The sequence below is a fragment of the Tenacibaculum sp. genome, assembly GCF_048269885.1.
In the GTDB taxonomy this organism is placed as follows: Bacteria; Bacteroidota; Bacteroidia; order Flavobacteriales; family Flavobacteriaceae; genus Polaribacter.
The window spans coordinates 15,746-40,954 of record NZ_JBLWTZ010000014.1 but is presented as its reverse complement, the minus strand read 5'-3'; the positions used below and the strand labels follow the sequence as shown (position 1 = coordinate 40,954).

Here is a 25,209-nt window from a genome sequence, read left to right as displayed (position 1 = left end):
TATGGTTACTTTTTTAATAGATTTTGTAATTTTTTGAAATCTTTTGGTGAGTGTTGTATAATCACCTCAGCGTTCTTTTCTTTAGCAAAAGCTTCAAACTTCTTCATGCTTTCTAAAGTTTGCTCAACATTGTAATTGAAAGAAGGAACCCCTTTGGTTTCTCTATTTTTTTCGAAGTGATATAAATCACCTGTTAATAAAATTGGTTTTTCTAAGCCTGCTTCAATATATAAAGCTTGGTGCCCTATGGTATGACCTGGCATGTACTTGATGACTACTGTTCCATCTCCAAAAACATCATAGTCACCATTAATTTTTTCTACATTTTTTAATTCTTTGATAGCATTGTAAGTGTTCGGGTCTTTAACTTTTGCAGAATCATTCGTTATAAAATCATATTCATTTTCTTGTACTAACCATGTTGCATTTTTAAAGTAGTTAGCATGACCGGTATGGTCGAAATGAGGATGAGATAGCGCAATGTATTTAAAATCGTTAATAGTTAATCCTATAGATTTTAACTGGTTTTTTAATGAGTCTTTGCGTTGTAACGTAAAAGTACCAGAAGGTTCTGTAAAAGGCTCATCAGTAATCAAAGCTTCAGGTAAACCAGCATCCCACATTAAATTTCCTTTAGGGTGAGAAATTACATAAAAAGCATCTGAAAATTGTTTAGACTGTCCTGTGTATGTAGTGTCTTGAGAAAAAACTTCAAGTTTGTTAACTAAAATAGAACCTCCATCTAACACATGAAGGTTTACTTGAGGTTTCTCAACTGTTTTTTTTGTCGTTTGTTTCTTTTCAGCATTTTTACAACTAAATGCAACAATAGATACAAGTGCTAATAAAAGTATTTTTTTCATTGTATTGCTTTTTAGGTTAACCTACGCTCCCTTCTAAACTAATCTCTAGTAGTTTTTGAGCTTCTACAGCAAATTCCATTGGTAACTTATTTAAGACTTCTTTGCTAAATCCGTTTACAATTAATGCAATGGCTTTTTCTGTATCAATACCACGTTGATTGCAATAAAATAATTGATCTTCACCAATTTTACTCGTTGTAGCTTCGTGCTCTATTTGAGCTGATTTATTTTTAGCTTCTATATAAGGGAAAGTATGTGCACCACACTCATTACCCATTAATAAAGAATCACATTGAGAGAAGTTACGTGCATTTTCTGCTCTAGAATTTACCTGAACTAAACCACGGTAACTATTTTGTGATTTCCCTGCTGAAATTCCTTTAGAAATAATAGTTGACTTAGTATTCTTTCCTAAGTGAATCATCTTAGTACCTGTATCAGCTTGTTGATGATTGTTAGTTACAGCGATCGAATAGAATTCACCTACTGAATTATTTCCTTTAAGCACACAGCTAGGATATTTCCATGTAATTGCAGATCCTGTTTCAACTTGTGTCCAAGAAATTTTAGCATTGGTTTCACACAAACCTCTTTTGGTTACAAAATTAAAAACCCCTCCTTTACCTTCTGAGTCACCAGGGAACCAGTTTTGAACGGTTGAGTATTTTATTTCAGCATCGTCCAAAGCAATTAGCTCAACAACTGCAGCGTGCAATTGGTTCTCGTCACGTTGTGGTGCAGTACAGCCTTCTAAATAAGAAACATAACTGCTTTCGTCGGCAACAACCAAAGTACGTTCAAACTGTCCTGTCCCTCCTTCATTGATACGGAAGTAAGTAGACAATTCCATAGGGCAACGAACTCCTTTTGGAATGTAACAGAAAGACCCGTCAGAGAATACAGCTGAGTTTAATGCAGCATAAAAGTTATCAGTTGGTGGTACAACCGAACCTATATATTTTTTTACTAATTCTGGGTGCTCTTGAATTGCTTCAGAAATAGGCATAAAAATAATTCCTTTTTCAGCTAAGGTTTCTTTAAAAGTAGTAGCTACAGAAACAGAATCCATTACAATATCAACTGCTACATTTGCCAATTTTTTTTGTTCTTCCAAAGAAATTCCTAATTTTTCAAACGTCGCTAGTAAATCAGGGTCTACCTCATCTAAGCTGTTTAATGTAGGCTTTTTTTTAGGTGCTGAATAGTAAGAAATATCTTGAAAACTCGGTTTTTTATAGGTAACATTGGCCCACTCTGGTTCTTCCATTTGTTCCCAAATTCTAAAAGCTTCTAAACGCCATTGCGTCATCCACTCTGGCTCGTTTTTCTTTTTAGAAATGGCACGAACGATGTCTTCGTTTATCCCATTAGGAAACTTTTCACTTTCAATATCAGTATAAAAACCATATTCGTACTCTTTGGTTTTTAATTCTTCTCTTAAATCGTCCTCGGTGTATTTACTCATCAGTTTTTTTGTATTCTTTTTGTGATGTATAGGCTTATAGAGAGAAGCTCTCTCCGCAACCACAAGTTCTGTTAGCATTAGGATTGTTAAAAACGAATCCTTTACCGTTTAAACCTCCAGAATATTCTAAAGTTGTTCCAACTAGGTATAAAAAACTCTTTTTGTCAACAACAATTTTTACATCGTTATCTTCAAAAACCTTATCGTTTTCTTGTTGGGTTTTGTCAAAAGTTAAGTCGTATGATAATCCTGAACAACCGCCACTTTTCACCCCAACACGAACAAAGTCGGTTGTCGTATCAAATCCGTCATCGGTCATTAGTTCAATGACTTTCTTTTTTGCTGTGTCTGAAACTTTTATCATCGTTTAAATAGATTAAATCTAAGTGACTGCAAAGATAATGACAAAATATGATTTATATCATTTTTTGAAATGAATATAGTTATTAAGCGATAAAAATTGTTTATAGCTTAAAACTATTTGCTGATTGTTAGGGGATTATTGTTGGAATTTAGGATTGTTTACAAAATTAGCATCAGAAAGACTTAACAAAAAAGCTTTTAAATCTGCTTTGTCTTTGTTTGAGAGTTGTACCCCTCCCTGATTCGCTTTTTTCATCAAAGGGTCGATAGTAGCAGACAGTTTTAATCCTTCAGAATAATGATTAATTACTTCTTCTAAAGTAGTAAATCGCCCGTCATGCATGTAAGGTGCGGTAAATTTTAAGTTTCGTAAGGATGGACTCCTGAACTTTCCATTATCGTTAGGGTCACCAGTAACAGCGCCTAAACCTAAGTCGGTAAAAGTTTCATCTAAACCATTGTTATGGAATTTATTGTCTGTCCATAAAGGGTTGTTGTCACTTCCATGACAGTGAAAACAATCTCCTCTAGTTTCATCCATAAACACATTAAATCCGTTTTGTTCTTCAGGAGTTAATTCGATTTTGCCTAAAAGATATTGGTCAAACTTTGAGTTTCCTGAAATTAGAGTTCTTTCAAACTGGGCAATTGCTTTGGTAACTAAGGTAGAGTCTATTTTCGATATGCCGAAAGCTTGTTGAAAAAGCGTAGGATATTCAGCGTGTTCTTGTAGTTTTCTAGCTACATTTTTCCAATCACTATGCATTTCAATTGGATTGCGAACTGGGGAAAATGCTTGACGTTCAATACTGAGTTCTTTTCCATCCCACATAAAACGTTCGTCAAAGTTCCAAGCTAAATTAAATAATGGCATTGAGTTTCGTGTTCCAAATTTACCGTCGATACCTTCGCTAAAGCGAGTGTCGTCGGTAAAAGCGTTTTTTGGGTCGTGGCAACTGGCACAAGACTGTGTATTGTCTTTTGATAAAATAGGGTCGAAAAACAATTTTTTACCTAAGAATATTCCTTCTTCTGTTAAAGGATTGTTAGTAGGAATAACAGGAGCAATTAATTTTTGTTGAAATAGCTCTGGAATTTCTAAACTAGTGGGAATAGGGGTGTATACATTCTCTTCTTCTCCTTTTGAAGCACAACTGATTAACAGGGAGAGTAGTAAAGAAAAATAGATACTTTTTTGTGTCATGTTATTTTTATTGAGAAATAGTACCTAAGCTAAATACCCCGCTTTTTCCATTTTCAGAAATATCTTTCTGAGCTTCAAAATCCATCATTAAATCAACGCTTTTTTCGTTTAAATCCCAGTCGTTAGGGGTTTTAAACCATCCCGCTACATTCATTTTAATTTCTATTGTAGCGTTGTTTTTTAAGAGGATAGAGCCAGTTTGAATTCCAAAAGAAGTATCTAGAATAGAATCTTTTTCCTTATTGTAAGCTCTTACCGCATGGAAATTGTAAGGGTTTTCAACTCCTAGTGTGTCTTTGTACTTACCGTCTAGTTGCATGTAGTGGTACCCTCCACCCATCATATCGGGTACATTCCAATCAGCAGAGTTTAGGTCTGGATATACTCCGCTTTGGTTATCACTATTATTAAAACCGAAAGTAAAAAGTAGTTTATAGCTTCCTTCTGATACTTTTTTAGAAAGAGCATAGGTTAAACTGTCTGGTTTACTCACATCTATTAATTTATAACTATCAAATTTTGTTGTGTCTCCTGATCCATTAACAAGACTAATACGTGAGATTAAATAGCGTAGTCTGCTTATAGAAAGTTTACTTCCTGTTTTGTTGGTGAACTCGGTGTTCTCTAAATCAGACTTCTCAATTGAAGTACCATCCCAGTTTTGACTAAATTTTAGCTTCACCGAAACGTCTTTAATAGGTTCGTCATTATCTGAGCTACAAGAAAAAAGTAATGCACTAAGAAAGAAAGTTAAAAAATATTTCATTTATTATTTTAGTTTGATAATTAATAGGTCTGAAAAACCTTTGTTAGTTGTTATGTCTTGATTATTACTGCTACTTTCACCTACGGCAATAATACTCCCATTTGATAATTCAACCGCATCGTAACAAAAATCTATTTCTGTACCTCCTACTGTTTTTTGCCATAAGAGATTTCCGTCTGTATCAATTTTCATAATCAATGCGTCATTTTGCCCTTTATTGGTAAAGCTGTTGTCTGCACTTCTTGAGCTACCGGAGATTAAAAAATTTCCGTTTACTGTTTTTTTAATTGATCGACCAACGTCAAAGCTAGAACCTCCATAATTTTTTTGCCAAAGCAATTCTCCTTGACTCGTTATTTTTAGAGCCCATAAATCGGCACCACCATTATTGTGAGAAATATCCTGATTAGAGCTACGTGTATCTCCTACAATAATGAAATTTCCATCATTGGTTTTAGTTATTGCTCTAGCTTCATCAATTTCTGTACCACCAAAAGATTTTTCCCAAAGTAAATTTCCGCTTTTGTCAGTCTTAACAATCCAAAAATCGTAAGAGCCTTTGTTATTTTTGATGTCTACATCATTGCTGTCAGAAGAACCAATTAATAAATAGCCGTCAGTAGCTTCAGCTATGTCGTAACAAGTATCGGTATTTGTTCCTCCAAAGTATTTTCTCCATTCAATAGTTCCGTTAGTATTGAGTTTGATACCCCAATAGTCACCACCCGCATGCTTTGAAGCTTGTTTTGAGTTGCCTAGACCTCCAGACGCAGTAACATCTAGAATACTTCCAACAAAATAGCCTCCATCAGAAGTTTGGATTATTGAAAATCCCTGATCAGCTCCAGAGAAACCAGTAGTTGTTTTCCAAAGTACCGTACCATTGCTATCTAGTTTTAATATCCAAACGTCATCAAACCCTTCATTCGTTCCTAAGTCTCCATCAGCGCTTTTTCCATGGCCCACAATAGCAAAGCCATTATCGCTTGTCTTGATAATTTTACGCGCTTTATCGTCTTTTGACCCCCCATAGGTTTTTTGCCATATAAGATGGTCGTTTGCATCAAACTTTAAGACCCAAAAATCGTATTGAATTGTGTTACTAGTGGTTTCTATATCTCCATCAATACTTTGAGTATAACCAGCCACAATATACCCTCCATCGGAAGTATTTACCACACTGTTACCTCTTTCGTTTACCGAGCCGCCAAAAGTTTTAATTAAGGCAACTTCAGGAGTCTTAGAAGAGGAGTCAAATTGTATGCCTTCATCTTTACCGCAGTTGTATAGAAGAAGCGAGAAAAACAATAATGAAAGTGTTTTGAGCATTTATTGTTTTTTAAGAATAAATAACCCTCTGTTAATGTCGCTTACAACAATTTTTCCACTTTTCAAATATGGATATACACTCCAAACACCGTTAAAATCTGCCTGGTCGTTTTCTGGGTGTGTGTCAAAAAAACCTGTTTCAGTAATGGTTTTACTTTCAATGTTTGAAATATCAATAAAACGTACGCCAGCGTTATAGTTTGCTAAATAAAAAGTACTTCCTTTAACATACCCATTATGATCAATAGCTTCGGTAGGGCCTGTGTAGATAAAATGTTGTTTTGGGTTGTCTAAATCAGAAAAGTCAAAAACAATTGTTCTTGTGTTATTGCCAAAATTTTGTTCGTCTAACTCATCTCCTAAAATAAAATATTTCTGATTTTCAGTAAACCAACCTTGATGAGTGTACCCCACGTTTGTATACGAAATTTTAGAAATGGTTACAGGGTTGGCTTTGTCGGTAATATCTACAATTACAACTTCATTTTCATTACTACCTATTAATATTTCTTTACCAGTGTAGTCTGTATCCGGACCGTTGTAGGTAACTACTTGTGCATCATGACTATAGTTATCCATTCCCCATCCGCCTTCACTTAGAGGGTTTAGAGGGGTTTGTATATTGATGAATAAGGGACCTCCTTTATAAACTCCAGACCTATTGGTGCCTACTGGGTAGGCATATCCTGAGCTTTCATTAATAACAATGTTGTGTGCGCTACCAAAATCAGTAAAGTGTTTATCAGCTGTAAAGATTATTGGAGGGTTTGTCACATTTCTAAGTTTTGTTAAGTCAAATACTTGCATACCATGGTTTGTTGCCTCACTAACAATAAAAGCATGGTTGTTGTATACTTTTACATCCCACCAATCTTTACTTACGGTTGCAGTAGGAAGTTTGCCTAAGTAAATAGGATTTTCTGTATCGGTAATGTCTACAAAGGTAGTTCCATTATCTACGCACATAATAGCGTATTCCTTATTAGTTGTCGCGTCTGTCCAACCCCAACAATCGCTTCCACTAACAGCATCAAATGTGCTTAAAGGGATGTTTAATAATAAATCATAATTATTACAAGGGTACATTCCTGCTTTACCATTAGAACACGTGGTTTTGTTGGTCTTTATAGGGGGTTCATTAGAAGAGGAAGAACAGGAAGTTAAAATGAACATCCCAACTAAAATAAATAGAATCTTAAGGTTTTTCATAAATCGGGGTTTAAAATCACTAAATTAGGTAATTAACTACTTATATAACATACAAAAACAACAAAACCCTATTTTTATTTTGTGTAGATTACCTTATGCAATATACTTCTTTTTGTTCGTTAGTCGTTATCTTTGCAGCATGTTAGAAGATAAAAATCAAGAAAGAACTTCGTTAGCTGAGCTTGGAGAGTTTGGGTTAATACACCATTTAACAAAGCATTTTAAAATGTATCATTCGTCAACAGTTAAGGGAGTTGGAGATGATGCTGCTGTAATTAGCACAGCGGGTAAAGAAACTGTAATTACTACTGATTTGCTGGTAGAAGGAGTGCATTTTGACTTGAGTTACATGCCTTTGAAGCATTTAGGATACAAAGCGGTAATGGTTAATTTATCGGATGTGTATGCTATGAATGCTAATGCGGAACAAATTACTGTATCTATTGCTGTGTCTAACCGTTTTCCTCTTGAGGCGATTGAAGAATTATATGCAGGAATACAGCTTGCATGTGATACATATAAAGTAGATTTAGTAGGAGGAGATACGACCTCTTCAACAAAAGGAATATTAATTTCTGTTACAGCTATTGGTACTGCTAATAAAGAAGATGTTGTGTACAGAAATGGGGCTAAACCCACCGATTTAATAGTAGTTTCTGGCGATTTAGGCGGTGCCTATTTAGGGTTGCAAGTGTTAGAGCGTGAAAAGCAAGTGTTTCAAGTAAATCCTCAAAACCAACCAGATTTAGATAAGTATGCTTACATAATCGAGCGTCAACTAAAACCTGAGGCACGTAAAGATGTTCCTAAGTTATTAGAGGAGTTAGAGGTGAAGCCAACTTCAATGATTGATATTTCTGATGGGTTGTCTTCTGAAATTATGCATATTTGTACGCAAAGCAAAGCAGGATGTAAAATATACGAGGATAAGTTACCATTAGATCCTCAGGTAATTTCTACTTCTGAGGAGTTTGCTATGGATAGTACCATGATAGCTTTAAGTGGAGGAGAAGATTATGAACTATTATTTACAGTTTCTATTGATGATTATGATAAAATAAAAGGAAATCCTAATTTAACAGTTATAGGTCATATTACAGAAGAAAATGAGGGGATGAACTTGGTAACCCGTGCCAACCAAGAGATTGAATTAAAAGCGCAGGGTTGGAATTCTTTTGATAAAAAGTAAGGAATAGTCCGATAAAGATAGATTAAGCACCCATACTTGGGTGCTTTTTAGTTTCAAAAGATCTTTTTTAAATTCTTTTAGAATACGAATTTTGGTATAAAAATTGTATCTTAGTCAGACAGAAAAAAGAATATTAACAAAAAATCAAAAAAGAGAATGGGAATTTTTTCATTTATTAAAAATGCCGGAGCAAAAGTTTTTGGTATCGGAAAAACAACTGAAGAAGAAGCAACAGAAAAAGCTGCAAAATTGGTAGATGCAGTAAATAAACTAGAGCTTTCCGTTGAAAACTTAGCGGTCAGTGTAGACGATGATAAAGCTACAGTAACAGGAGAGGCGGCAGATTTAGCTACTAAAGAAAAAGTAGTTTTAGTAGTTGGTAATACAGAAGGAATTGCTTCTGTAGAAGACAATATGACCGTTAAAGAAGTTGAGGTTATCGAAGAGGCAGCAATGGCTCAGTTCCATACAGTAGTAAGCGGAGACTCGTTAAGCAAAATTGCAAAAGAGTTTTATGGAGATGCTATGAAATATCCAGTAATTTTTGAAGCTAACAAGCCAATGTTAACACATCCTGATAAAATTTATCCAGGACAAGTATTAAGAATACCACCTTTAGTGGACTAATCAAAAGTTAATCAACCAAAGAAAAAGCACTGCATTAGCAGTGCTTTTTTGGTTCGTATAAAGAGATATGTTAAGATTAGTACAGGGTAAAAAAGTAATAGAAAAGAAGAATATTATCATCATCTTTGCACTTGTTTTTAAAACCACTAAAAATGAACCAAAGAGCGTTAGCATTAACGGCAGCATCTATCGCGACACTTATTTACGGAATTACCTTTACGATTGCGAAAGAAGTAATGCAAGGATATATTCAACCCTTTGGTTTTATATTACTTCGTGTTGGAGGGGCTACTGTGATTTTTTGGCTATTAGGACTTTTTGTCAAAGGAGCATCGATTGAGAAAGCAGATTACAAACGAGTAGCAATGGCGGCCTTTTTTGGAATTGCTTTTAATATGCTTACTTTTTTTAAAGGGTTGAGCTATACTACACCAATCAATGCCTCAGTTATGATGGTCACTACTCCTATTTTAGTGTTAATTTTTGCGAGTATTCTTTTAAAAGAGCAACTAGTCTTAAGGAAAATTGTAGGAGTGATTATTGGGATGATCGGGGCAATAATTTTAATAGCTTACGGAACTCCACTCAAAGAAGGTGCAACAAACATGGTATTAGGAAACTTTTTAGTGTTTGTTAATGCAGCATCCTACGGTATGTATTTGGTGGTGGTAAAAAAGCTTATAGCAAAATACAATCCGATTGTTTTCGTGAAGTGGTTATACCTTTTTGGATTGATAATGGTGCTTCCTTTTGGGTTCGTTGAATTGTTAGAAGTGCAGTGGCAAACAATGCCAGTTTTAATTTTATTAAAGGCAGGTTTTGTGGTGTTGTTTACTACTTGTATAACTTACTTGTTTAATTTATTTGCACTATCAAAACTGAAACCAACCACAGTAAGCGTGTTTATGTATTTGCAACCTGTTGTGGCAGCAATTTATGCATTGATTGTAGGAAGTGATCATTTAGATATAGTTAAAATAGGCGCAGCATTATTAATTTTTTTAGGGGTGTTCTTGGTTACTAAACGCCCAGCTGAAACTCCCAATAAATAAACGTATCTTTGCGGATTATTAAACCGAAGTTATGATACAGTCAATGACGGGTTACGGTAAATCCGTACTTCATTTACCCTCTAAAAAAGTAACAATCGAAATTAAATCTTTAAATAGTAAAAATTTAGATTTAAATACCAGAATTCCTTCATACTACAGAGAAAAGGAGTTGAGTGTTAGAAAAAAATTAGCAAGTAATTTAGTGCGCGGTAAAGTAGATTTTTCTATTTACGTAGAAATGACTGCAGATGAAACTTCCACTACGGTAAATACTGGGGTAGTACGAGACTATATGCAGCAATTAAGAAATGTAACCCAAGTAGGAACTTCTGATGATGTTGAGTTAATGAAAATGGCAGTTAGAATGCCAGACGCATTAAAAACTGAGCGTGAAGAGTTAGATGAAGAAGAATGGAAGCAAATAAATGCTCATATAGATGAAGCGTTAAAAGAAATTATTCAATATAGGGTAGACGAAGCAAAATCGTTAGAAGAAGATTTCAAAACAAGAATATTCAATATTCAATCAGCTTTAGAAGAAGTTAAAAAGTTAGACGGTGATAGAATTGAGCACGTTAAAGAACGTTTGCAGAAAGCATTAACTGATTTAAAAGTTGAGGTTGATGAAAATCGTTTTGAGCAAGAGCTAATTTACTATTTAGAAAAGCTAGACATTAACGAAGAAAAAGTGCGTTTAGCTAATCATTTAGAATATTTCTTACAGCAACTAGCAACTGAAGATTCTAACGGTAAAAAGCTAGGATTTATCGTGCAAGAAATTGGAAGAGAAATCAATACTACTGGGTCGAAAGCTAACTTTGCACCAATGCAAAAATTAGTCATCCAAATGAAAGACGAGTTAGAAAAAATAAAAGAACAAATTTTAAACGTTTTATAAACATGTCGAAAGAGTTTAAAGGAAAATTATTTGTATTTTCAGCACCATCAGGCTCAGGTAAAACCACAATCGTACGTCATTTATTGGCACAAAAACGGTTTAAGCTTGAGTTTTCAATTTCAGCAACGTCTCGTGAACCGAGAAGTAATGAGGAAGATGGGGTAGATTACTATTTTATTTCTATTGAAGAGTTTAAGAAGAAAATAAAAAACGACGAGTTTTTAGAGTGGGAAGAAGTTTATATGAATAACTTTTATGGAACGTTAAAAACAGAAGTTGAACGAATTTGGGCACAGGGAAAACACGTAATTTTCGATATTGATGTTAGAGGAGGACTTAGAATTAAAGAAAAATTTCCAGAACAAACATTGGCTGTATTTGTGAAACCACCAGACATCAATGAACTTATAAAAAGATTAAAAAACAGAGGAGAAGAGAGTGATAAAAAAATTGCTGCAAGGGTAGCAAAAGCGCCTATTGAATTAGCAACAGCTCCTCAGTTTGATAAAATCATTAAAAATTACGACTTATCAGTAGCTCTCCAAGAAGCAGAGGGTTTGGTAGATGATTTTTTAGGAGTTTCTAAAGAAGGAGCAGAGTAAGAAGAAAGGTAAATATCTAGTATCTATTCATATGAAAAACATCGGGTTATACTTCGGTACTTTTAATCCAATTCATATTGGGCATTTAATTATAGCCAATCACTTAGTTGAAAACTCAGATTTAGATGAAATTTGGATGGTGGTTACTCCTCATAATCCGTTTAAAAAGAAAAGCACATTGCTAGAGAATCACCACCGTTTAGAAATGGTGTATTTAGCTACTGAAGAGTATGAGAAAATTCAACCTTCTGATATTGAATTTAAACTTCCTCAACCCAATTATACCATCAATACATTGGCTCATATTTCAGAGAAGTTTCCGAATTATAAGTTTAGTTTGATCATGGGAGAAGACAATCTGAAAAGCTTGCATAAATGGAAGAATTATGAGGCTATTTTAGAAGATTATAACGTATATGTTTACCCAAGAGTTTCAAAAGGTGTAGTAGAAAATCAATTCAAAAATCACAAGAAAATTCACAGAGTAGAAGCGCCTATTGTACAAATATCTTCAACCATGGTTCGCAACGCTATAATGGAAGAAAAAAACTGTAAGCCTCTCTTGTCTGATAAGGTTTGGAAGTATATAGATGAGATGAATTTTTATAAAAAATAGTTAGGCCATTTTTTCGTTGTATATTTGAAATCCAAACAAGTATAAAACGTGGCAAAAAATAAAAAAAAGCGAAAGCTCAAACAAAAACTTACTGATAAATATCGCTTAGTAATTATAAATGAAGATACGTTTCAAGAACGGTTTTCTTTAAAATTATCACGATTAAACGTTTTTGTATTTGGAGGAGTGTTTTCTATTCTTCTTATAGTACTTACCACTTTGTTAATTGCATTTACGGGGATACGAGAATACATACCAGGATACTCTTCAACAGCCCTAAAAAAGAAAGCGACCCGCTTAACATACGAAGCAGATTCGTTAAAAAACAGGCTCTCTGTTATTGAAAGGTATACGAAAGCTTTAAAACCTGTTTTAACAGGACAAATAGAGCCAGAAAAAGTAGATTCAATAACTAATGAAATGAAAACTATAGCGTTTGATGAGGGTAAGTTACAAGCATCGAAAGAAGATTCATTGTTTAGGGAGAAGATTCAAGGGAGAGATTTGTTTCCTTTGTATAATGGAGGAGCAAGTAGAGTGAAAAACGTATTCTTTTCACCGCTAACAGGAAGCATATCACAGCCGTTTGACGTTAATGACAAACATTATGCGATAGATATTGTTGCAAAAACAGGAACCCCCGTAAAAGCAGTAGCTGATGGGACGGTTATTTTAGCAGAATGGACAGCAGAAACAGGGTATGTATTAACCATACAGCACGCTAACGAATTTATATCGGTATACAAGCATAACGGAACCTTATTAAAGCAACAGGGAGATGTTGTAAAGTCGGGAGAAGCAATTGCAAGTGTAGGGTCTACAGGAGAACTAACCACCGGTCCTCATTTACACTTTGAGCTATGGAATAATGGGTTTCCTGTTAATCCGACTAATTATATAGATTTTCAGTAAATAAAAAGAGAGCATGAGCATAAAATCAATATTAGCAATTCCATTTGCAAAAATTGTTCGTAAACAAGTATATAAATGGGCAAATACTCCTCATAAAACACAGGAAAAAGTTTTTCAATATTTGGTTACAGAAGGGTGTAAAACGGCTTTTGGGAAAGATCACGATTTTGTGTCAATCAATACTTATGAAGACTTTAAAAAAAGGGTTCCGATTAACGATTATGAAGGGTTGCGTACCTATGTAGACCGTGTGGTTGCTGGAGAAGAGAATGTTTTATGGAAAGGAAAGCCTTTGTATTTTGCGAAGACTTCTGGAACAACTTCAGGCGCAAAATACATTCCAATAAGTAAAGAATCAATGCCTACGCATATTACAGCAGCTCGAAATGCTTTGTTGTTTTATATCACAGAAACAAACGATGCTAGTTTTGTTGATGGAAAAATGATTTTCTTACAAGGAAGTCCCGTTTTAGAAGATAAAAACGGCGTAAAATTTGGGCGATTAAGTGGAATAGCAGCACATTATGTTCCTAACTATTTATTAAAAAATAGGTTGCCTAGTTGGGAAACGAATTGTATTGAAGATTGGGATGTCAAAGTTGATAAAGTAGTTGAAGAAACTTTGTCAGAAAACATGACGGTTATTAGTGGAATTCCATCTTGGGTGCAAGTGTATTTTGAAAAACTGATAGAAAAAACAGGAAAAACTGTTGCTGAAATTTTTCCGAACTTTAATTTCTTTGTGTATGGGGGGGTAAATTTTGACCCCTACAAGAACAAATTCGAAACGTTGATAGGGAAAAAGATAGATTATGTAGAACTGTACCCGGCATCTGAAGGGTTTATTGCATACCAAGATTCACAAACAGAAAAAGGAATGTTGTTGCAATTAAATTCAGGTATGTTTTATGAGTTTATTCCTGCCAAGGAGTTTTTTGAGGAGAATCCAACTAGAATTTCATTAAAAGACGTTCAGCTAGGAGTGAATTATGTCATTATTTTAAATACGTCAGCAGGTTTATGGGGGTATAATATTGGCGATACCGTAGAGTTCACTTCTTTAAAACCTTACAGAATAAAAGTAACAGGACGTATAAAACACTTTATTTCTGCTTTTGGAGAGCATGTGATAGGTAAAGAGGTTGAAAAAGCATTGAATGATGCTATCAAAGGAACAGCTGTAAATATAAGTGAATTTACAGTGGCTCCGCAAGTAAATCCTGAAAGTGGATTGCCATACCATGAGTGGTTTATAGAGTTTGAAAAAGAACCGGTAAACATAGATGAGTTAGCATCTAAAATCGATGCTTCCATGCAAGAGCAAAATGTATATTATTTCGATTTAATTAAAGGGAAGATTTTACGTCCGCTTATCATTAGAAAAGTACAAAAAGGAGGCTTTCATGAATATATGAAGTCTATTGGGAAGTTTGGTGGTCAGAATAAAATTCCACAATTATCTGATAATCGAAAAATTGCAGATGTGTTGCAAAATTTTTTAGTAGAATAACAAGTATAAAATGAAAATTGTAGCTACTAACATAGGAGAAAGAAAAGAAGTAAATTGGAAAGGTAAAATAGTAACTACCGGTATTTTTAAGTTTCCGGTGGAAGAGCCTCTTTTTTTAGGTGTAGAAAAAGTTAAAGATGATGCAATTTGTGATAGAGAGCACCATGGAGGAATAGACCAAGCTGTGTATGCCTATTCAGAAAAGCATTATGCGTATTGGAAAGGATTGTATCCTAATTTAGATTGGAATTATGGAATGTTTGGTGAAAACTTAACGGTTTCTGATTTAGCGGAAAGTCAATTGCATGTGGGAGATACTTTTAAAGTGGGAGAAGTTATTATTGAGGTTACCAAACCGCGTCAGCCTTGTATGAAATTGGGGGTGCGTTTTAACGATATGAAGATTGTAAAACAGTTTTGGCAGCAAAACTTACCAGGGGTATATTTTAAGGTACTTCAAACAGGTTTTGTAACATCTGGTGATACATTTGAACAAATAAAAAGCTGCCCTCAAAACCCAACCATTGAAGAGGTTTATAAAAGTAAGAGGGAAGCAAAGTTTACCTCTAAGAAGTAAATTTTTTAGAATCTAAAATATTTTTTGAAGCCATTGAGGCAAATCCCATTTTGTATAAAATATCAGCTCTGGTATTTTCTTTATGATTTAATGTTTCCATGGTTTCAATAATATCTTCTTTAAAACCATTTCTATGATAGGTTTTATGAACTTCTTTGATAAAAGAAGTTGGAACTTGAAAATAGTGTGAGCCAATAACATCCATGGCAGCACCTCTTGAAAGTAGATAAGCTTCGTTACCAAACCTCTTTTTATTCACCGTAGGATACAAGTGCATGTCAATAGCAGTTTTAATGGCAGAAGCTTTGTTTTCACTGTCGTACTTCTTTACAAAATCATTTGAGAAAGAACCTCCGTAATTGGCAAAGCATTGTTTACTGCATATGTGGTTGTGGGTATTTGTTAAACCAATATCATGTAGCATTGAGGAAACAAATAGTAACTCTTCATCATAATGTAGCTTTTCTGAAAGAGCAATACCTGCAGACCAAAAGAAGGTTCTATAAGAATGGTAAAGCAATATAGGGTTGCATAACTCATTTGCCTCTTCTAAAGCTAGTTTAGATAACCTGGAATCTGGAATATTTATAGTATTAATATCAAACATTATTTTAGATTTAATACCAATTTTATACAGCGTTTTAGTGAAACTCTCTTTTAATTTGGAGGTTATTAAAAGCTTTTTAAACTGCTGGATTTCTTTTCTGTTGAGTACAGACGGACTATACTTATTATGTATTTGCATTGCTTTTTTTTTTAGAACAAAGCAAAGATAAAACAAAAAACATACTAACTAGTATGTTTTTTTTGTTGGTTTAAGATTCTTTTAAAATAGTTAAGTAAAGTTTTAATTGCTTTAAATAATGAGTATATGTGTTTGCTTTATTACTTAATTTACCAAGGGCTCTGGCTCCCCAATAACTAGCAATGATAAAGTTGGCAACCTCTTCAGCGTTGTTATTTGTATTAATAGTATTGTTTTGTTGTTCTTTGCTAATAGAAGTTGCAATAGCATTTGTCCATAATGATTTAGCTTCGGCAAGAGCTTCTTTAAAATCATTGTCCAAAGGCGACATTTCTTGGGTTAAATTAGCTAGTGGGCAACCATGTTCTATGGTTAAAAAAGAGTTGTATAGAAGTAATTCTTCAATCATTGTATATAAAGCATCACATAAATTTGTTGAGGTAGTAAGAGAACTGATAGAAAAATCGATCGTTTTGGGTTGTATTACCTCTTTAATAATAGCGAGCCCCATTTGCTTCTTATTTTTAAAATGATAATAAAAAGCACCTTTTGTAACTTTAGTAGTAGCTATAATTTCGTCAATACTGGTAGATTGATACCCTTTCTTATAAATAAGTTCAAAAGCTTGTTGTAAAATAGTTGCTCTTGTGTTCACAGATTTTTTCATTCGTTGTAGCTTTTCTTTATTAACTTACAGGTAGTACAAATGTACTATTATGTACATAACAAAGTAATGCTAAGCCTACGATTTAGACTAAAAAAAACTTTTAACTAGGAGCATTCCATCTGCGTAAGAAGTTCTCAAGAATGCAACTGAAGAATTTAAAAGCAAATACGAAGGGAATTAAGTGCCAAGACTATTTTAAGTATTTTATTCTTTTTGTTGCTGTTCTAGCTCAAATACTTTTTGTAGCATCTTATCATCTCGCTGGTCTACTTTATACAAACCTTCGTCACTAAACAATTCACGAGCTATTAATACTTTTAAGTTGTTACGAAGTTGATTTTTTGTTTTTTCAGAAAGTCTAAAGCTTTTCAACTCTGCTAAGAATTTGTCAGAAATCTCATTGCTTTTATCAAAGTTACTAATAAAATCGTCAACGGTTAATGAAGCGAGTTTTTTACGATTGTCATCTACATACGAAAAAGCGAAATCATTTAAAGGACGGAAGAAAATTGTAGGAATATAGGCTGAGGTATCTACCGCTACAAAATAATCAGGAATAATTCCGCCCCCGCCATATACTGTTTTTCCTTTAGGAGTAGTGTATTTTAAGCTATCAATAGTTTTAATACTGTCTTTGGTAAATAACTCTCCATTTTCTAATCGATGTTCAAAATCGTGACTGTATTCTTCTGAATCAGCGTCTTTTTTATAAGGCTTTTGAATAGAACGTCCTGTCGGAGTATAATACCTAGCAGTAGTTAATCGTACTGCGGATCCATCTCCTAAGTCCATTTCTTGCTGTACCAACCCTTTCCCAAAAGAACGACGACCGATAATAATTCCTTTGTCATTGTCTTGTAAAGCACCTGCTACAATTTCAGAAGCAGAGGCAGAGTTTTCATCAATTAGTACATATAACCCACCGTGCTCAAAATCGCCTTTATCAGTAGCAAAAGATTCTACAATATCTCCTTTGTTATTTTTTGTAAATACGATAAGCTTGTCTTTTTCTAAAAACTCATCTACAATATCATTAGCAATATCAATAAAGCCACCACCATTTCCGCGAAGATCTAAGACCAAATCAGTCATTCCTTTGGTGAGTAATTTGTTTAAAGAAGATTTAAATTCAAGATAGGTGTTACGAGCAAAACGATCTAACTTTATATAACCAATACTATCGTTTAGCATATAGGCAACATCAACACTTTTAATATTTACTTTACCACGATTAATAGTAATATCAAAAATACTATCGTTGGTTTTCCTGTAAACCTGTAAGTTTACTTTGGTATTTGGCTTCCCTTTTAAAGCTTTCATTATTTGGGAAGTTTGTAGTTTTTTTCCGTACAGCGTATCTTTATCTGCAAGCAAAATTCTATCACCTGCTTTAATACCAGCCTCAATACTTGGTCCGCCCTTAATAGGTTCTATAACAGTAATGGTATCACCAATCATACGAAACTGAACACCAATTCCTACAAAATTACCTTGCATATTTTCGGTAACCAATTGTAAGTTTTCCTTAGGTATGTATACAGAATGAGGATCTAATTTACCCAACATTTCGGCAATGGCTCCGTCTAATAAGTCATCTGTGTTAACATCATCAACATAATCACTTTGAATGTAGTCAATTAAACGTTTTATTTTTCGTTCACTAGACGAGCTTTTTCCAATAAGACTACTTGAATTTCCGTTGCCAAAAAAGGTTCCGATAAGAATACCAAAAACCACTGCAATCGATAAATATATAGGTAAATTATTTTTGTTCATAAGGTAAATAGGTCAGTTCAACACCCGCTTTCTCTAAAAAATCTAATCCTGATCGGTCTTTATATGCCTGTGCGTACACTACGCGTTTTATTCCTGCTTGATGTATTAATTTACTACATTGTTGGCAAGGAGAAAGTGTAATGTATAAAGTAGCGCCTTTACACGACTGCGTAGAAGAAGCTACTTTTAAGATAGCATTGGCTTCGGCATGTAATACATACCATTTGGTGTACCCTTCTTCATCTTCACAATAGTTTTCAAAACCAGAAGGAGTACCATTATAACCATCAGAAATAATCATTCGATCTTTAACAATTAAGGCACCTACTTTTTTACGAATACAGTGTGAAAGTTGTCCCCATTCATTTGCCATTTTTAAATAGGCAATGTCATATTTTAATTGTTTTTTCTTCAAAATTTTCAGTACGATTTTTCTTAGATAAGCTAAGGTAGTTAGATTTGAGTTAGTTAGGCGTTAATTTTTTACCAAAAAACACGATCAAACATCATTTGTAGGGCGAACCCAATTACGATTGAAGACATGATTAAAATCCAATCACGACGGTTTACACTAAAGATTGATTGTACTAAGGCTCCAATTAATAAAATACCTAGCACAATAATAAGTTGTGCCACTTCTACTCCTAGAGCAAATTCTACTAAGGGCAAAAATTTATCGGAGGTTTTTCCGATCATAATTTTAAAGTAATTAGAAAAACCAAGTCCGTGAATTAGTCCGAAAAATAAAGCAAAAAATAAATTCTGATTTTCTTTTCCTACCGATGCTTTTTTTGCGGTTAATACATTCATTAATCCCGTAATAAAAATAGTTAACGGAATTAAAAATTCAATTAAATCTGCTCGTACATTTAATATTCCATATGCTGAAAGTGCTAAGGTTATTGAGTGTCCAATAGTAAACAACGTTATTAACCATAAAACTTTTGTCCACTGTTTAAATTGATACACAACAGCTAATACAATTAAGAATAAAATGTGGTCATAGGCTTTAAAATCTAGTACGTGAAACAAGCCCATTTTAAAGTAGAAGATAAAATCGTTCATTCGGGGTTTTAAATTTTTATTTGTCGATCTATTTGTTGGTCTAAAGATATAAAAGTTTCGGTTCTTGAAACTCCTTTTATGGTTTGAATGTCCTTATTTAACAAATGCATTAAGTCCTCGTTGTTTTTGCACAAAATTTTAATAAAAATGGCATAGTTACCCGTAGTGTAATGACTTTCTACAATTTCAGGAATTTCTTTTAAACGCTTAATTGCTGAAGAGTATAAGCTAGAAGAGTCTAAAAATACGCCAACAAAAGCGGTAGTAGTATATCCTAATGCTTTTGGGTTTAATATCATTTTATAACCATCAATTAAATCTGATTCGTCTAGTTTTCGCAATCGTTGATGAATGGCAGCACCTGATATTCCTACTTCTCGGGCGATACTTAAAATAGGCGTACGAGCATCTTTTACAAGACGTTTGATAATTATTTTATCAATTCCGTCAATTTTTAATTTTCTAACCATGAAACAAAAATAAGGAAAGTTAGTTAGAGTTCATTTTTCAATATTCTGTACCTTTACAACTATGTATGCGTTGGTAGACTGTAATAACTTTTATGCTTCTTGCGAGCGGGTTTTTAATCCGAATTTGCAAGGAAAACCCGTAGCTATTTTAAGCAACAACGATGGGTGTGTTATTTCAATGAGTGATGAAGCTAAAGATTTACAACTTCCATTTGGAGCTCCTATTTTTAAATGGAATCAGTTCTGTAAAAACAATCACATCTCAGTGCTGTCGTCAAATTACCCGTTGTATGGTGATATGAGCGCTAGAGTGATGAAAATTTTAGAACAGTTTTCTCCAGATGTGGAAGTATACTCTATTGATGAAGCGTTTTTACAATTCAAAGGGTTTGATGAATATAATTTTAATTCTTACGGAACCGAAATTAGAAGTAGAATTTTACAATGGACAGGTATTCCAACCTGCGTAGGAATTGCACCTACTAAAGCGTTGAGTAAAGTTGCGAATAAAATTGCACGAAAATTTTTGAGAGAAACAGGAGGAGTGTATGTGATTGATTCTGAAGAAAAAAGAAGTAAAGCATTAAAATGGATGCCCATAGAAAGTGTTTGGGGAATTGGGAGAGGTATACAAAAGAGGCTGCTTGCTAAAGGATGTAAAAAAGCATACGATTTTACACAGTTAAGTGACGATTGGGTGTTGAAAAATCTTTCTATAACAGGTTGGAAGTTGAAAAAAGATTTAGAAGGAGAGTCTAAAATACAGCTAGATGAACCTACTAACAAAAAAGCAATAGCAACAACTCGTAGCTTTGAATACACGTTTTCTGACTTGGATAATATTAAAGAAAGAATCTCAACGTTTGCAGTAAGTTGTGCAGAAAAATTACGCAAGCAAAATTCTTGTTGTCATATGATCATTGTGTTGTTGCGTAGTGATTATCATAAAAAAGAGACTGAACAACACCGAGTAAGTAAAACAGTTGTGCTTCCGTATCCGACAAATTCTACATTAACTATTAGTAAAAGTGCGGTACAAGCAGTAACCACTATTTTTAAAAAAGGAATAAAATATAAAAGAGCAGGTGTAATTGTAACAGGGTTGGTGCCTTCAGATAATTATCAATTAAATATGTTTGCAAAGGAAGACCCGAAGCATGCTTCTTTAATGAATGCAATTGATAAAATGAATCAGACGTATAAAGCCGATAAGATTAAATTAGCTAATCAAGATTTGCAGCGTACTTGGAAGATGCGTCAAGAGCGATTATCGCCAAAATACACTACCAATATTAACGATATAATCAAGGTAAAGTAAGTTTATACAAATAACAAATAATTAAGATGTTACGAAAATTAAAACAAGTAAAAGCATCAGATGCATTGACTTTTTTCTTGCCAAAAGAGGTAAGCGAAAGCGAAGGAGCTATTTTAATAGAAACCGGTATTTCAGCCGGATTTCCTTCTCCTGCGGATGACTTTAAGGAAACACGTATTTCGTTAGATGAAGAACTTATAAGGAATAAAGAAGCAACTTTTTTTGCACGTGTAAGTGGGCAATCGATGATTGGTGCAGGCTTGGATGATAATGATTTGCTGGTGATTGATAGAAGTATTCCACCTACAAATAATAAGATAGCCGTTTGTTTTTTAGATGGAGAATTTACAGTAAAACGTTTACGAGTTGAAGGAAATGAGGTATGGTTACAGCCCGAAAACCCAGCTTATCCAATTATTAAAATTACAGAAGAAAATAATTTTATCATTTGGGGAATTGTTACCAATGTGATTAAGAAAGTATAAAAGAGAGCCAAGATTGCTTTGCTGTTAGACAGAAGAATCAAGACTTTTTTTAGAAAGATCAAAGAGTCAATCTGAATTTTGTGTGAAGAATCTCAAAATAAAAAAATCCAGCAATTTGCTGGATTTTTTGTCTTTATTCTTTACTCTAAAATCTTGTGTCTTAAAAAGCTTAACAAAACTCGTCGTATGCTGCTGCTAAGTTTTGAGCAATGGCTTGTGCAGAACGTCCTTCAATATGATGACGCTCTAACATGTGTACCAAATTACCATCTTTAAATAAAGCAATGGCAGGAGATGATGGAGGGAAAGGAATCATATATTCTCTTGCCTTCGCTGTAGATTCTTTTTCTACACCTGCAAATACAGTAGTTAAGTTCGTAGGAGTTTTTTCAGCTCCTAAAGAGGCAATAGCACCAGGTCTTGCAGTACCTGCTGCACAGCCACAAACAGAGTTTACCATTACCAACGTCGTTCCTTCTTTGGCCAAAGCATTGTCAACATCTTCAGCAGTATATAAAGCTTCAAAACCAGCATCAATTAATTGATCGCGCATTGGTTTTACTAATTCTTCTGGATACATATTTTTGAATTAAAAATTTAAGGCAAAGATACTTCTTTTCACGGCAACAATCAACCCGAAATAAGTATGGAGATAGATTGGTAATGTTTTATCTTTGTGACCTCTTAAAAAACAAACAATGGGAAAATTTGCAAAATGGCTTGGAGCAGGAGCTGGCTTTACCTTAGGGGGACCAATAGGAGCTATTATAGGGTTTGCTGTAGGAAGTTTTATTGATGGGATTTCTGTAGAAGATTTTGTCCAAGAACAGCAAGAATATCAAAAAAAGACAGGAGGTCAGCCAAGAAGGGGAAGAGCTACGTCTGGTGATTTTGAAATAAGTTTATTAATACTGGCATCGGTAGTTATCAAATCTGACGGAAAGATAGATAAGCGAGAGCTGGATTATGTTCGTGCATATTTTGTAAAAATGTATGGTAAAGAGCGAGCAAATCATGCATTTAAACTGTTTAACGGGATTATAAAAAAACAAATATCTACACGTCAGGTTTGCTTACAAATACGCCAGTACATGTCGCATGCTACACGATTACAGTTGTTGCATTTTTTATTTGGAATAGCCAAAGCAGATGGACAAGTAACTCGTGTAGAAGAGGAAGAAATTAGGAAGATAGCAAGCTATTTGTATATTAATGAATATGACTATTCTTCAATCAAGGCAATGTTTTATGATGAGTCTGACAGTGCTTATAAAATGCTTGAAATAACAAAAGAAACTACGAACGACGAAGTAAAGAAAGCGTATCGAAGAATGGCTAAAAAATACCATCCAGATAAATTACAAAACTTGGGAGATGAGCATAAAGAAGGAGCTAAAGAGAAGTTTCAAAAAATACAGGCAGCATATGAGCAAATAAAAAAAGAACGAGGAATGAGTTAAAATTCAAAAAGATAAGTATTTTTAGTTTTATTTTAACTACAAAAAATAAGAGATGTGGGGAAACAAATAGTAATAGTCTTTATTTTTTTTAGCAGTATTTGTTTGGGGCAAAGAAAGTATACTGCTGATAAATATTTTGAAGCGTTTGCTTATAAAAAAGCAGCAGAATTGTACGAGAAAATTTATGATAAAGGAAATAAATCGTACGAAATAGTTAGTCGATTAGGAGATTCTCATTATTATAATTCAGAATTTTTAGAAGCCGAAAAATGGTACAAACGGTTAATGGATACTTATGAAAGTACAGTACCACCAGAATACTTTTTTAAATATGCGCAATCTTTAAAAAGTAATGGTAAAGTTAAAGAGTCTGACGAGTGGCTTGTAAAGTTTAGTAGGGTTAAAGGAGATGATTCTAGGGGGCAAGCGCTAGAGAAAAACGAAGGCTATTTTACGAGGTATACCAATCAAATAAAAAAGGTATTTACCCATGTAAATAATCTTTCAATAAACACTAAGTATTCAGATTTTGGAGGGTTTATTTATGAAGATAATTTTTATTTCTCCTCGACTAGACCGCTTGGAACTAGTGATAAGTTGTATAAGTGGAACAACCAACCTCATTTAAATATCTACAAAGCAAACGAAGTTTATGATACCGAAAATCAGCTCGTTAATTTAACAAAAGAAGAAGTTCTTTTATCATTAAGCTCAGAATATCACGAATCTAATGCTGTTATTACTTCCGATGGAACAACCCTGTATTTTACCAGAACAAATTTTAATGGTAAAAAACTAGAAGGAGGAGCTAATAAAATAGCCTACCTTAAAATATATAAAGCAGAAAATATAAATGGAGAATGGAAAAATATAAAAGAGCTACCGTTTAATAATGATAACTATTCTGTTGGACACCCAGCGTTAAGTGCTGATGAAAAAACATTATACTTTATTTCAGATATGCCTCATGGTTTTGGAGCGACAGATATATATAAAGTAGCTATTTTAGAAAACAATACCTACGGAACACCAGAAAACTTGGGAAAAGAAATCAATACGGAAGGTAGGGAAATGTTTCCTTTTGTAGCTAAAGACAGCACCTTGTATTTTGCTTCAGACGGACATCTAGGTTTAGGTGCTCTTGATATTTTTGAATCAAAAAAACAAAATGGAATTTATCAGCAGCCAACCAACTTAGGAACTCCCATAAACGGAGCGTATGATGATTTCGCTTTTGTAATAAACACAGTAAAAAAGAATGGTTTTTTCTCTTCCAATAGAAAAGGAGGAAAAGGGGATGATGATATTTACAGTTTTATTTTATATAGCTGTAAAGAAGATATAACAGGGATAGTATCGGAAGAAAAAATGAATGAACCAATATCAGGAGCAACCGTTAAATTAATTGATGCAGACGGTAAGGTTCAAGCTCAAAAAATAACGGGGAACAAGGGGACTTATACTTTTGCTGAAGTTGATTGTGAGAAAAATTTTGTAGTTATCGCAGAAAAGGAAGATTACAAAGCTGATATAAAACAATTACAAACCCTTGACGTGGATAAACAGTTTGTTACAACAAACTTATCGTTAAAGCCACTAATTATAGAAGATCAAATTGTAATCAATCCAATTTATTTTGATTTTGATAAATATACAATAAGAGAAGATGCAGAATATGAGCTAGAACAGATTGTTTCGGTAATGAAAAATCATCCAGAAATGATTATTAAAATAGAAGCCCATACCGATAGTAGAGGGACAAAAGCATACAATAAAAAGCTTTCTAATCAAAGAGCAAGGTCGACCAGAGATTATATTGTTTCACGAGGAATTTCACCTGGTAGAATTAAAAGTGCTCTTGGTTTTGGAGAAGAACAGTTGTTGAATAATTGTGGTGATGCCAATCAAAATAATTGTTCTATAAAAGAGCATCAAAAAAACAGGCGTTCTTATTTTTACATTTTAAACAACTCTAAAAAATAAAAATGAAGAACTGATAAAAAAACACCTTATCTTAAGGTGTTTTTTTATATCTCAAATT

General features: G+C 33.8%; 27 protein-coding genes. 13 read left to right on the top strand and 14 right to left on the bottom strand.

Annotated elements, in window-relative coordinates; all coding sequences use genetic code 11:
* Positions 1–5: 5 nt before the first annotated feature.
* The 7 genes from ACN0WY_RS11555 to ACN0WY_RS11525 all read right to left on the bottom strand — a co-directional run bounded on the left by ACN0WY_RS11555 (position 6) and on the right by ACN0WY_RS11525 (position 7,199).
* Positions 6–863, bottom strand: coding sequence for an N-acyl homoserine lactonase family protein (locus tag ACN0WY_RS11555; protein WP_417800443.1), 858 nt, complete (start codon positions 861–863; stop codon positions 6–8).
* Positions 864–879: 16 nt separating this feature from the next.
* A complete protein-coding gene (gene sufB, locus ACN0WY_RS11550) occupies positions 880–2,328 on the bottom strand; it encodes a Fe-S cluster assembly protein SufB (protein WP_330489426.1) in 1,449 nt (482 codons plus the stop codon).
* 34 nt (positions 2,329–2,362) lie between these two features.
* Positions 2,363–2,692 carry a HesB/IscA family protein gene (locus tag ACN0WY_RS11545; RefSeq protein WP_099214669.1) on the bottom strand — a complete coding sequence of 110 codons (330 nt, stop codon included), beginning with the start codon at positions 2,690–2,692 and terminating at the stop codon, positions 2,363–2,365.
* Positions 2,693–2,827: 135 nt separating this feature from the next.
* The gene (locus tag ACN0WY_RS11540; RefSeq protein ID WP_330489427.1) at positions 2,828–3,895 is read right to left on the bottom strand and encodes a cytochrome-c peroxidase; all 1,068 of its coding nucleotides are present in this window, start codon (positions 3,893–3,895) and stop codon (positions 2,828–2,830) included.
* A gap of 7 nt (positions 3,896–3,902) precedes the next feature.
* Positions 3,903–4,661 carry an MbnP family protein gene (locus tag ACN0WY_RS11535; RefSeq protein WP_417800442.1) on the bottom strand — a complete coding sequence of 253 codons (759 nt, stop codon included), beginning with the start codon at positions 4,659–4,661 and terminating at the stop codon, positions 3,903–3,905.
* Between the two features lie 3 nt (positions 4,662–4,664).
* Entirely contained in the window at positions 4,665–5,990 is a 1,326-nt protein-coding gene (locus tag ACN0WY_RS11530; protein ID WP_417800441.1) for a hypothetical protein, read from the bottom strand.
* Complete coding sequence (locus ACN0WY_RS11525) at positions 5,991–7,199, bottom strand: choice-of-anchor B family protein (RefSeq protein ID WP_330489430.1); 1,209 nt, start codon at positions 7,197–7,199, stop codon at positions 5,991–5,993. It lies immediately after the preceding gene.
* A 139-nt stretch (positions 7,200–7,338) separates the two neighbouring features.
* On the opposite strand from ACN0WY_RS11525, the gene thiL reads away from it, so the two are divergent.
* From thiL to ACN0WY_RS11480, 9 genes are all read left to right on the top strand, one after another.
* Complete coding sequence (thiL, locus tag ACN0WY_RS11520; RefSeq protein ID WP_417800440.1) at positions 7,339–8,388, top strand: thiamine-phosphate kinase; 1,050 nt, start codon at positions 7,339–7,341, stop codon at positions 8,386–8,388.
* A 156-nt stretch (positions 8,389–8,544) separates the two neighbouring features.
* Positions 8,545–9,015, top strand: a complete 471-nt coding sequence (gene lysM, locus ACN0WY_RS11515) for a peptidoglycan-binding protein LysM (protein WP_330489432.1) — start codon at positions 8,545–8,547, stop codon at positions 9,013–9,015.
* A 152-nt stretch (positions 9,016–9,167) separates the two neighbouring features.
* Positions 9,168–10,067, top strand: coding sequence for a DMT family transporter (locus ACN0WY_RS11510; protein ID WP_417800439.1), 900 nt, complete (start codon positions 9,168–9,170; stop codon positions 10,065–10,067).
* A 31-nt stretch (positions 10,068–10,098) separates the two neighbouring features.
* Positions 10,099–10,965 carry a YicC/YloC family endoribonuclease gene (locus ACN0WY_RS11505; RefSeq protein ID WP_330489434.1) on the top strand — a complete coding sequence of 289 codons (867 nt, stop codon included), beginning with the start codon at positions 10,099–10,101 and terminating at the stop codon, positions 10,963–10,965.
* A gap of 2 nt (positions 10,966–10,967) precedes the next feature.
* The gene (gene gmk / locus ACN0WY_RS11500; RefSeq protein ID WP_417800438.1) at positions 10,968–11,567 is read left to right on the top strand and encodes a guanylate kinase; all 600 of its coding nucleotides are present in this window, start codon (positions 10,968–10,970) and stop codon (positions 11,565–11,567) included.
* A gap of 31 nt (positions 11,568–11,598) precedes the next feature.
* The gene (nadD, locus tag ACN0WY_RS11495) at positions 11,599–12,183 is read left to right on the top strand and encodes a nicotinate (nicotinamide) nucleotide adenylyltransferase (protein WP_417800437.1); all 585 of its coding nucleotides are present in this window, start codon (positions 11,599–11,601) and stop codon (positions 12,181–12,183) included.
* A gap of 48 nt (positions 12,184–12,231) precedes the next feature.
* Positions 12,232–13,095 carry a M23 family metallopeptidase gene (locus ACN0WY_RS11490; RefSeq protein WP_417800436.1) on the top strand — a complete coding sequence of 288 codons (864 nt, stop codon included), beginning with the start codon at positions 12,232–12,234 and terminating at the stop codon, positions 13,093–13,095.
* Between the two features lie 13 nt (positions 13,096–13,108).
* Positions 13,109–14,605: a GH3 auxin-responsive promoter family protein gene (locus ACN0WY_RS11485; RefSeq protein ID WP_417800434.1), complete on the top strand. Its 1,497-nt coding sequence runs from the start codon at positions 13,109–13,111 to the stop codon at positions 14,603–14,605.
* 10 nt (positions 14,606–14,615) lie between these two features.
* Entirely contained in the window at positions 14,616–15,182 is a 567-nt protein-coding gene (locus ACN0WY_RS11480) for an MOSC domain-containing protein (protein ID WP_417800433.1), read from the top strand.
* Here the strand turns inward: ACN0WY_RS11480 and ACN0WY_RS11475 are convergent.
* From ACN0WY_RS11475 to ACN0WY_RS11450, 6 genes are all read right to left on the bottom strand, one after another.
* Positions 15,172–15,927 carry an HD domain-containing protein gene (locus ACN0WY_RS11475; protein WP_330489440.1) on the bottom strand — a complete coding sequence of 252 codons (756 nt, stop codon included), beginning with the start codon at positions 15,925–15,927 and terminating at the stop codon, positions 15,172–15,174. The genes ACN0WY_RS11480 and ACN0WY_RS11475 overlap by 11 nt on opposite strands.
* A gap of 70 nt (positions 15,928–15,997) precedes the next feature.
* Positions 15,998–16,594: a TetR/AcrR family transcriptional regulator gene (locus tag ACN0WY_RS11470; protein ID WP_417800432.1), complete on the bottom strand. Its 597-nt coding sequence runs from the start codon at positions 16,592–16,594 to the stop codon at positions 15,998–16,000.
* A gap of 204 nt (positions 16,595–16,798) precedes the next feature.
* Positions 16,799–18,370 (bottom strand): S41 family peptidase, encoded by a 1,572-nt coding sequence (locus tag ACN0WY_RS11465; protein WP_417800431.1) that lies wholly within the window; start codon positions 18,368–18,370, stop codon positions 16,799–16,801.
* Positions 18,357–18,788, bottom strand: coding sequence for a dCMP deaminase family protein (locus tag ACN0WY_RS11460; RefSeq protein WP_330489461.1), 432 nt, complete (start codon positions 18,786–18,788; stop codon positions 18,357–18,359). Before ACN0WY_RS11460 ends, ACN0WY_RS11465 begins: the two co-directional genes overlap by 14 nt.
* Positions 18,789–18,853: 65 nt before the next feature.
* Positions 18,854–19,435, bottom strand: a complete 582-nt coding sequence (locus ACN0WY_RS11455; protein WP_330489443.1) for a HupE/UreJ family protein — start codon at positions 19,433–19,435, stop codon at positions 18,854–18,856.
* An 8-nt stretch (positions 19,436–19,443) separates the two neighbouring features.
* Complete coding sequence (locus ACN0WY_RS11450) at positions 19,444–19,905, bottom strand: Lrp/AsnC ligand binding domain-containing protein (RefSeq protein WP_047789927.1); 462 nt, start codon at positions 19,903–19,905, stop codon at positions 19,444–19,446.
* Between the two features lie 61 nt (positions 19,906–19,966).
* Between ACN0WY_RS11450 and ACN0WY_RS11445 the strand changes: the two genes are divergently transcribed.
* The gene (locus ACN0WY_RS11445) at positions 19,967–21,223 is read left to right on the top strand and encodes a Y-family DNA polymerase (protein ID WP_417800430.1); all 1,257 of its coding nucleotides are present in this window, start codon (positions 19,967–19,969) and stop codon (positions 21,221–21,223) included.
* A 26-nt stretch (positions 21,224–21,249) separates the two neighbouring features.
* On the top strand, positions 21,250–21,708 hold the full coding sequence (locus ACN0WY_RS11440; protein WP_330489445.1) for a translesion error-prone DNA polymerase V autoproteolytic subunit: 459 nt from the start codon (positions 21,250–21,252) through the stop codon (positions 21,706–21,708).
* 169 nt (positions 21,709–21,877) lie between these two features.
* Here the strand turns inward: ACN0WY_RS11440 and ACN0WY_RS11435 are convergent, their stop codons facing one another.
* Positions 21,878–22,288, bottom strand: a complete 411-nt coding sequence (locus tag ACN0WY_RS11435) for a BrxA/BrxB family bacilliredoxin (protein WP_330489446.1) — start codon at positions 22,286–22,288, stop codon at positions 21,878–21,880.
* Between the two features lie 118 nt (positions 22,289–22,406).
* Between ACN0WY_RS11435 and ACN0WY_RS11430 the strand changes: the two genes are divergently transcribed.
* Entirely contained in the window at positions 22,407–23,168 is a 762-nt protein-coding gene (locus ACN0WY_RS11430) for a TerB family tellurite resistance protein (protein WP_330489447.1), read from the top strand.
* Between the two features lie 54 nt (positions 23,169–23,222).
* On the top strand, positions 23,223–25,151 hold the full coding sequence (locus ACN0WY_RS11425) for an OmpA family protein (protein WP_417800429.1): 1,929 nt from the start codon (positions 23,223–23,225) through the stop codon (positions 25,149–25,151).
* Positions 25,152–25,209: the final 58 nt, after the last annotated feature.

Excerpts from the sequence above, each read along its gene's own strand:
- ACN0WY_RS11555 (WP_417800443.1), bottom strand. The coding sequence starts at position 863 with ATGAAAAAAATACTTTTATTAGCACTTGTATCTATTGTTGCATTTAGT.
- sufB (WP_330489426.1), bottom strand. The coding sequence starts at position 2,328 with ATGAGTAAATACACCGAGGACGATTTAAGAGAAGAATTAAAAACCAAA.
- ACN0WY_RS11545 (WP_099214669.1), bottom strand. The coding sequence starts at position 2,692 with ATGATAAAAGTTTCAGACACAGCAAAAAAGAAAGTCATTGAACTAATG.
- ACN0WY_RS11540 (WP_330489427.1), bottom strand. The coding sequence starts at position 3,895 with ATGACACAAAAAAGTATCTATTTTTCTTTACTACTCTCCCTGTTAATC.
- ACN0WY_RS11535 (WP_417800442.1), bottom strand. The coding sequence starts at position 4,661 with ATGAAATATTTTTTAACTTTCTTTCTTAGTGCATTACTTTTTTCTTGT.
- ACN0WY_RS11530 (WP_417800441.1), bottom strand. The coding sequence starts at position 5,990 with ATGCTCAAAACACTTTCATTATTGTTTTTCTCGCTTCTTCTATACAAC.
- ACN0WY_RS11525 (WP_330489430.1), bottom strand. The coding sequence starts at position 7,199 with ATGAAAAACCTTAAGATTCTATTTATTTTAGTTGGGATGTTCATTTTA.
- thiL (WP_417800440.1), top strand. The coding sequence starts at position 7,339 with ATGTTAGAAGATAAAAATCAAGAAAGAACTTCGTTAGCTGAGCTTGGA.
- lysM (WP_330489432.1), top strand. The coding sequence starts at position 8,545 with ATGGGAATTTTTTCATTTATTAAAAATGCCGGAGCAAAAGTTTTTGGT.
- ACN0WY_RS11510 (WP_417800439.1), top strand. The coding sequence starts at position 9,168 with ATGAACCAAAGAGCGTTAGCATTAACGGCAGCATCTATCGCGACACTT.
- ACN0WY_RS11505 (WP_330489434.1), top strand. The coding sequence starts at position 10,099 with ATGATACAGTCAATGACGGGTTACGGTAAATCCGTACTTCATTTACCC.
- gmk (WP_417800438.1), top strand. The coding sequence starts at position 10,968 with ATGTCGAAAGAGTTTAAAGGAAAATTATTTGTATTTTCAGCACCATCA.
- nadD (WP_417800437.1), top strand. The coding sequence starts at position 11,599 with ATGAAAAACATCGGGTTATACTTCGGTACTTTTAATCCAATTCATATT.
- ACN0WY_RS11485 (WP_417800434.1), top strand. The coding sequence starts at position 13,109 with ATGAGCATAAAATCAATATTAGCAATTCCATTTGCAAAAATTGTTCGT.
- ACN0WY_RS11480 (WP_417800433.1), top strand. The coding sequence starts at position 14,616 with ATGAAAATTGTAGCTACTAACATAGGAGAAAGAAAAGAAGTAAATTGG.
- ACN0WY_RS11475 (WP_330489440.1), bottom strand. The coding sequence starts at position 15,927 with ATGCAAATACATAATAAGTATAGTCCGTCTGTACTCAACAGAAAAGAA.
- ACN0WY_RS11470 (WP_417800432.1), bottom strand. The coding sequence starts at position 16,594 with ATGAAAAAATCTGTGAACACAAGAGCAACTATTTTACAACAAGCTTTT.
- ACN0WY_RS11465 (WP_417800431.1), bottom strand. The coding sequence starts at position 18,370 with ATGAACAAAAATAATTTACCTATATATTTATCGATTGCAGTGGTTTTT.
- ACN0WY_RS11455 (WP_330489443.1), bottom strand. The coding sequence starts at position 19,435 with ATGAACGATTTTATCTTCTACTTTAAAATGGGCTTGTTTCACGTACTA.
- ACN0WY_RS11450 (WP_047789927.1), bottom strand. The coding sequence starts at position 19,905 with ATGGTTAGAAAATTAAAAATTGACGGAATTGATAAAATAATTATCAAA.
- ACN0WY_RS11445 (WP_417800430.1), top strand. The coding sequence starts at position 19,967 with ATGTATGCGTTGGTAGACTGTAATAACTTTTATGCTTCTTGCGAGCGG.
- ACN0WY_RS11440 (WP_330489445.1), top strand. The coding sequence starts at position 21,250 with ATGTTACGAAAATTAAAACAAGTAAAAGCATCAGATGCATTGACTTTT.
- ACN0WY_RS11435 (WP_330489446.1), bottom strand. The coding sequence starts at position 22,288 with ATGTATCCAGAAGAATTAGTAAAACCAATGCGCGATCAATTAATTGAT.
- ACN0WY_RS11430 (WP_330489447.1), top strand. The coding sequence starts at position 22,407 with ATGGGAAAATTTGCAAAATGGCTTGGAGCAGGAGCTGGCTTTACCTTA.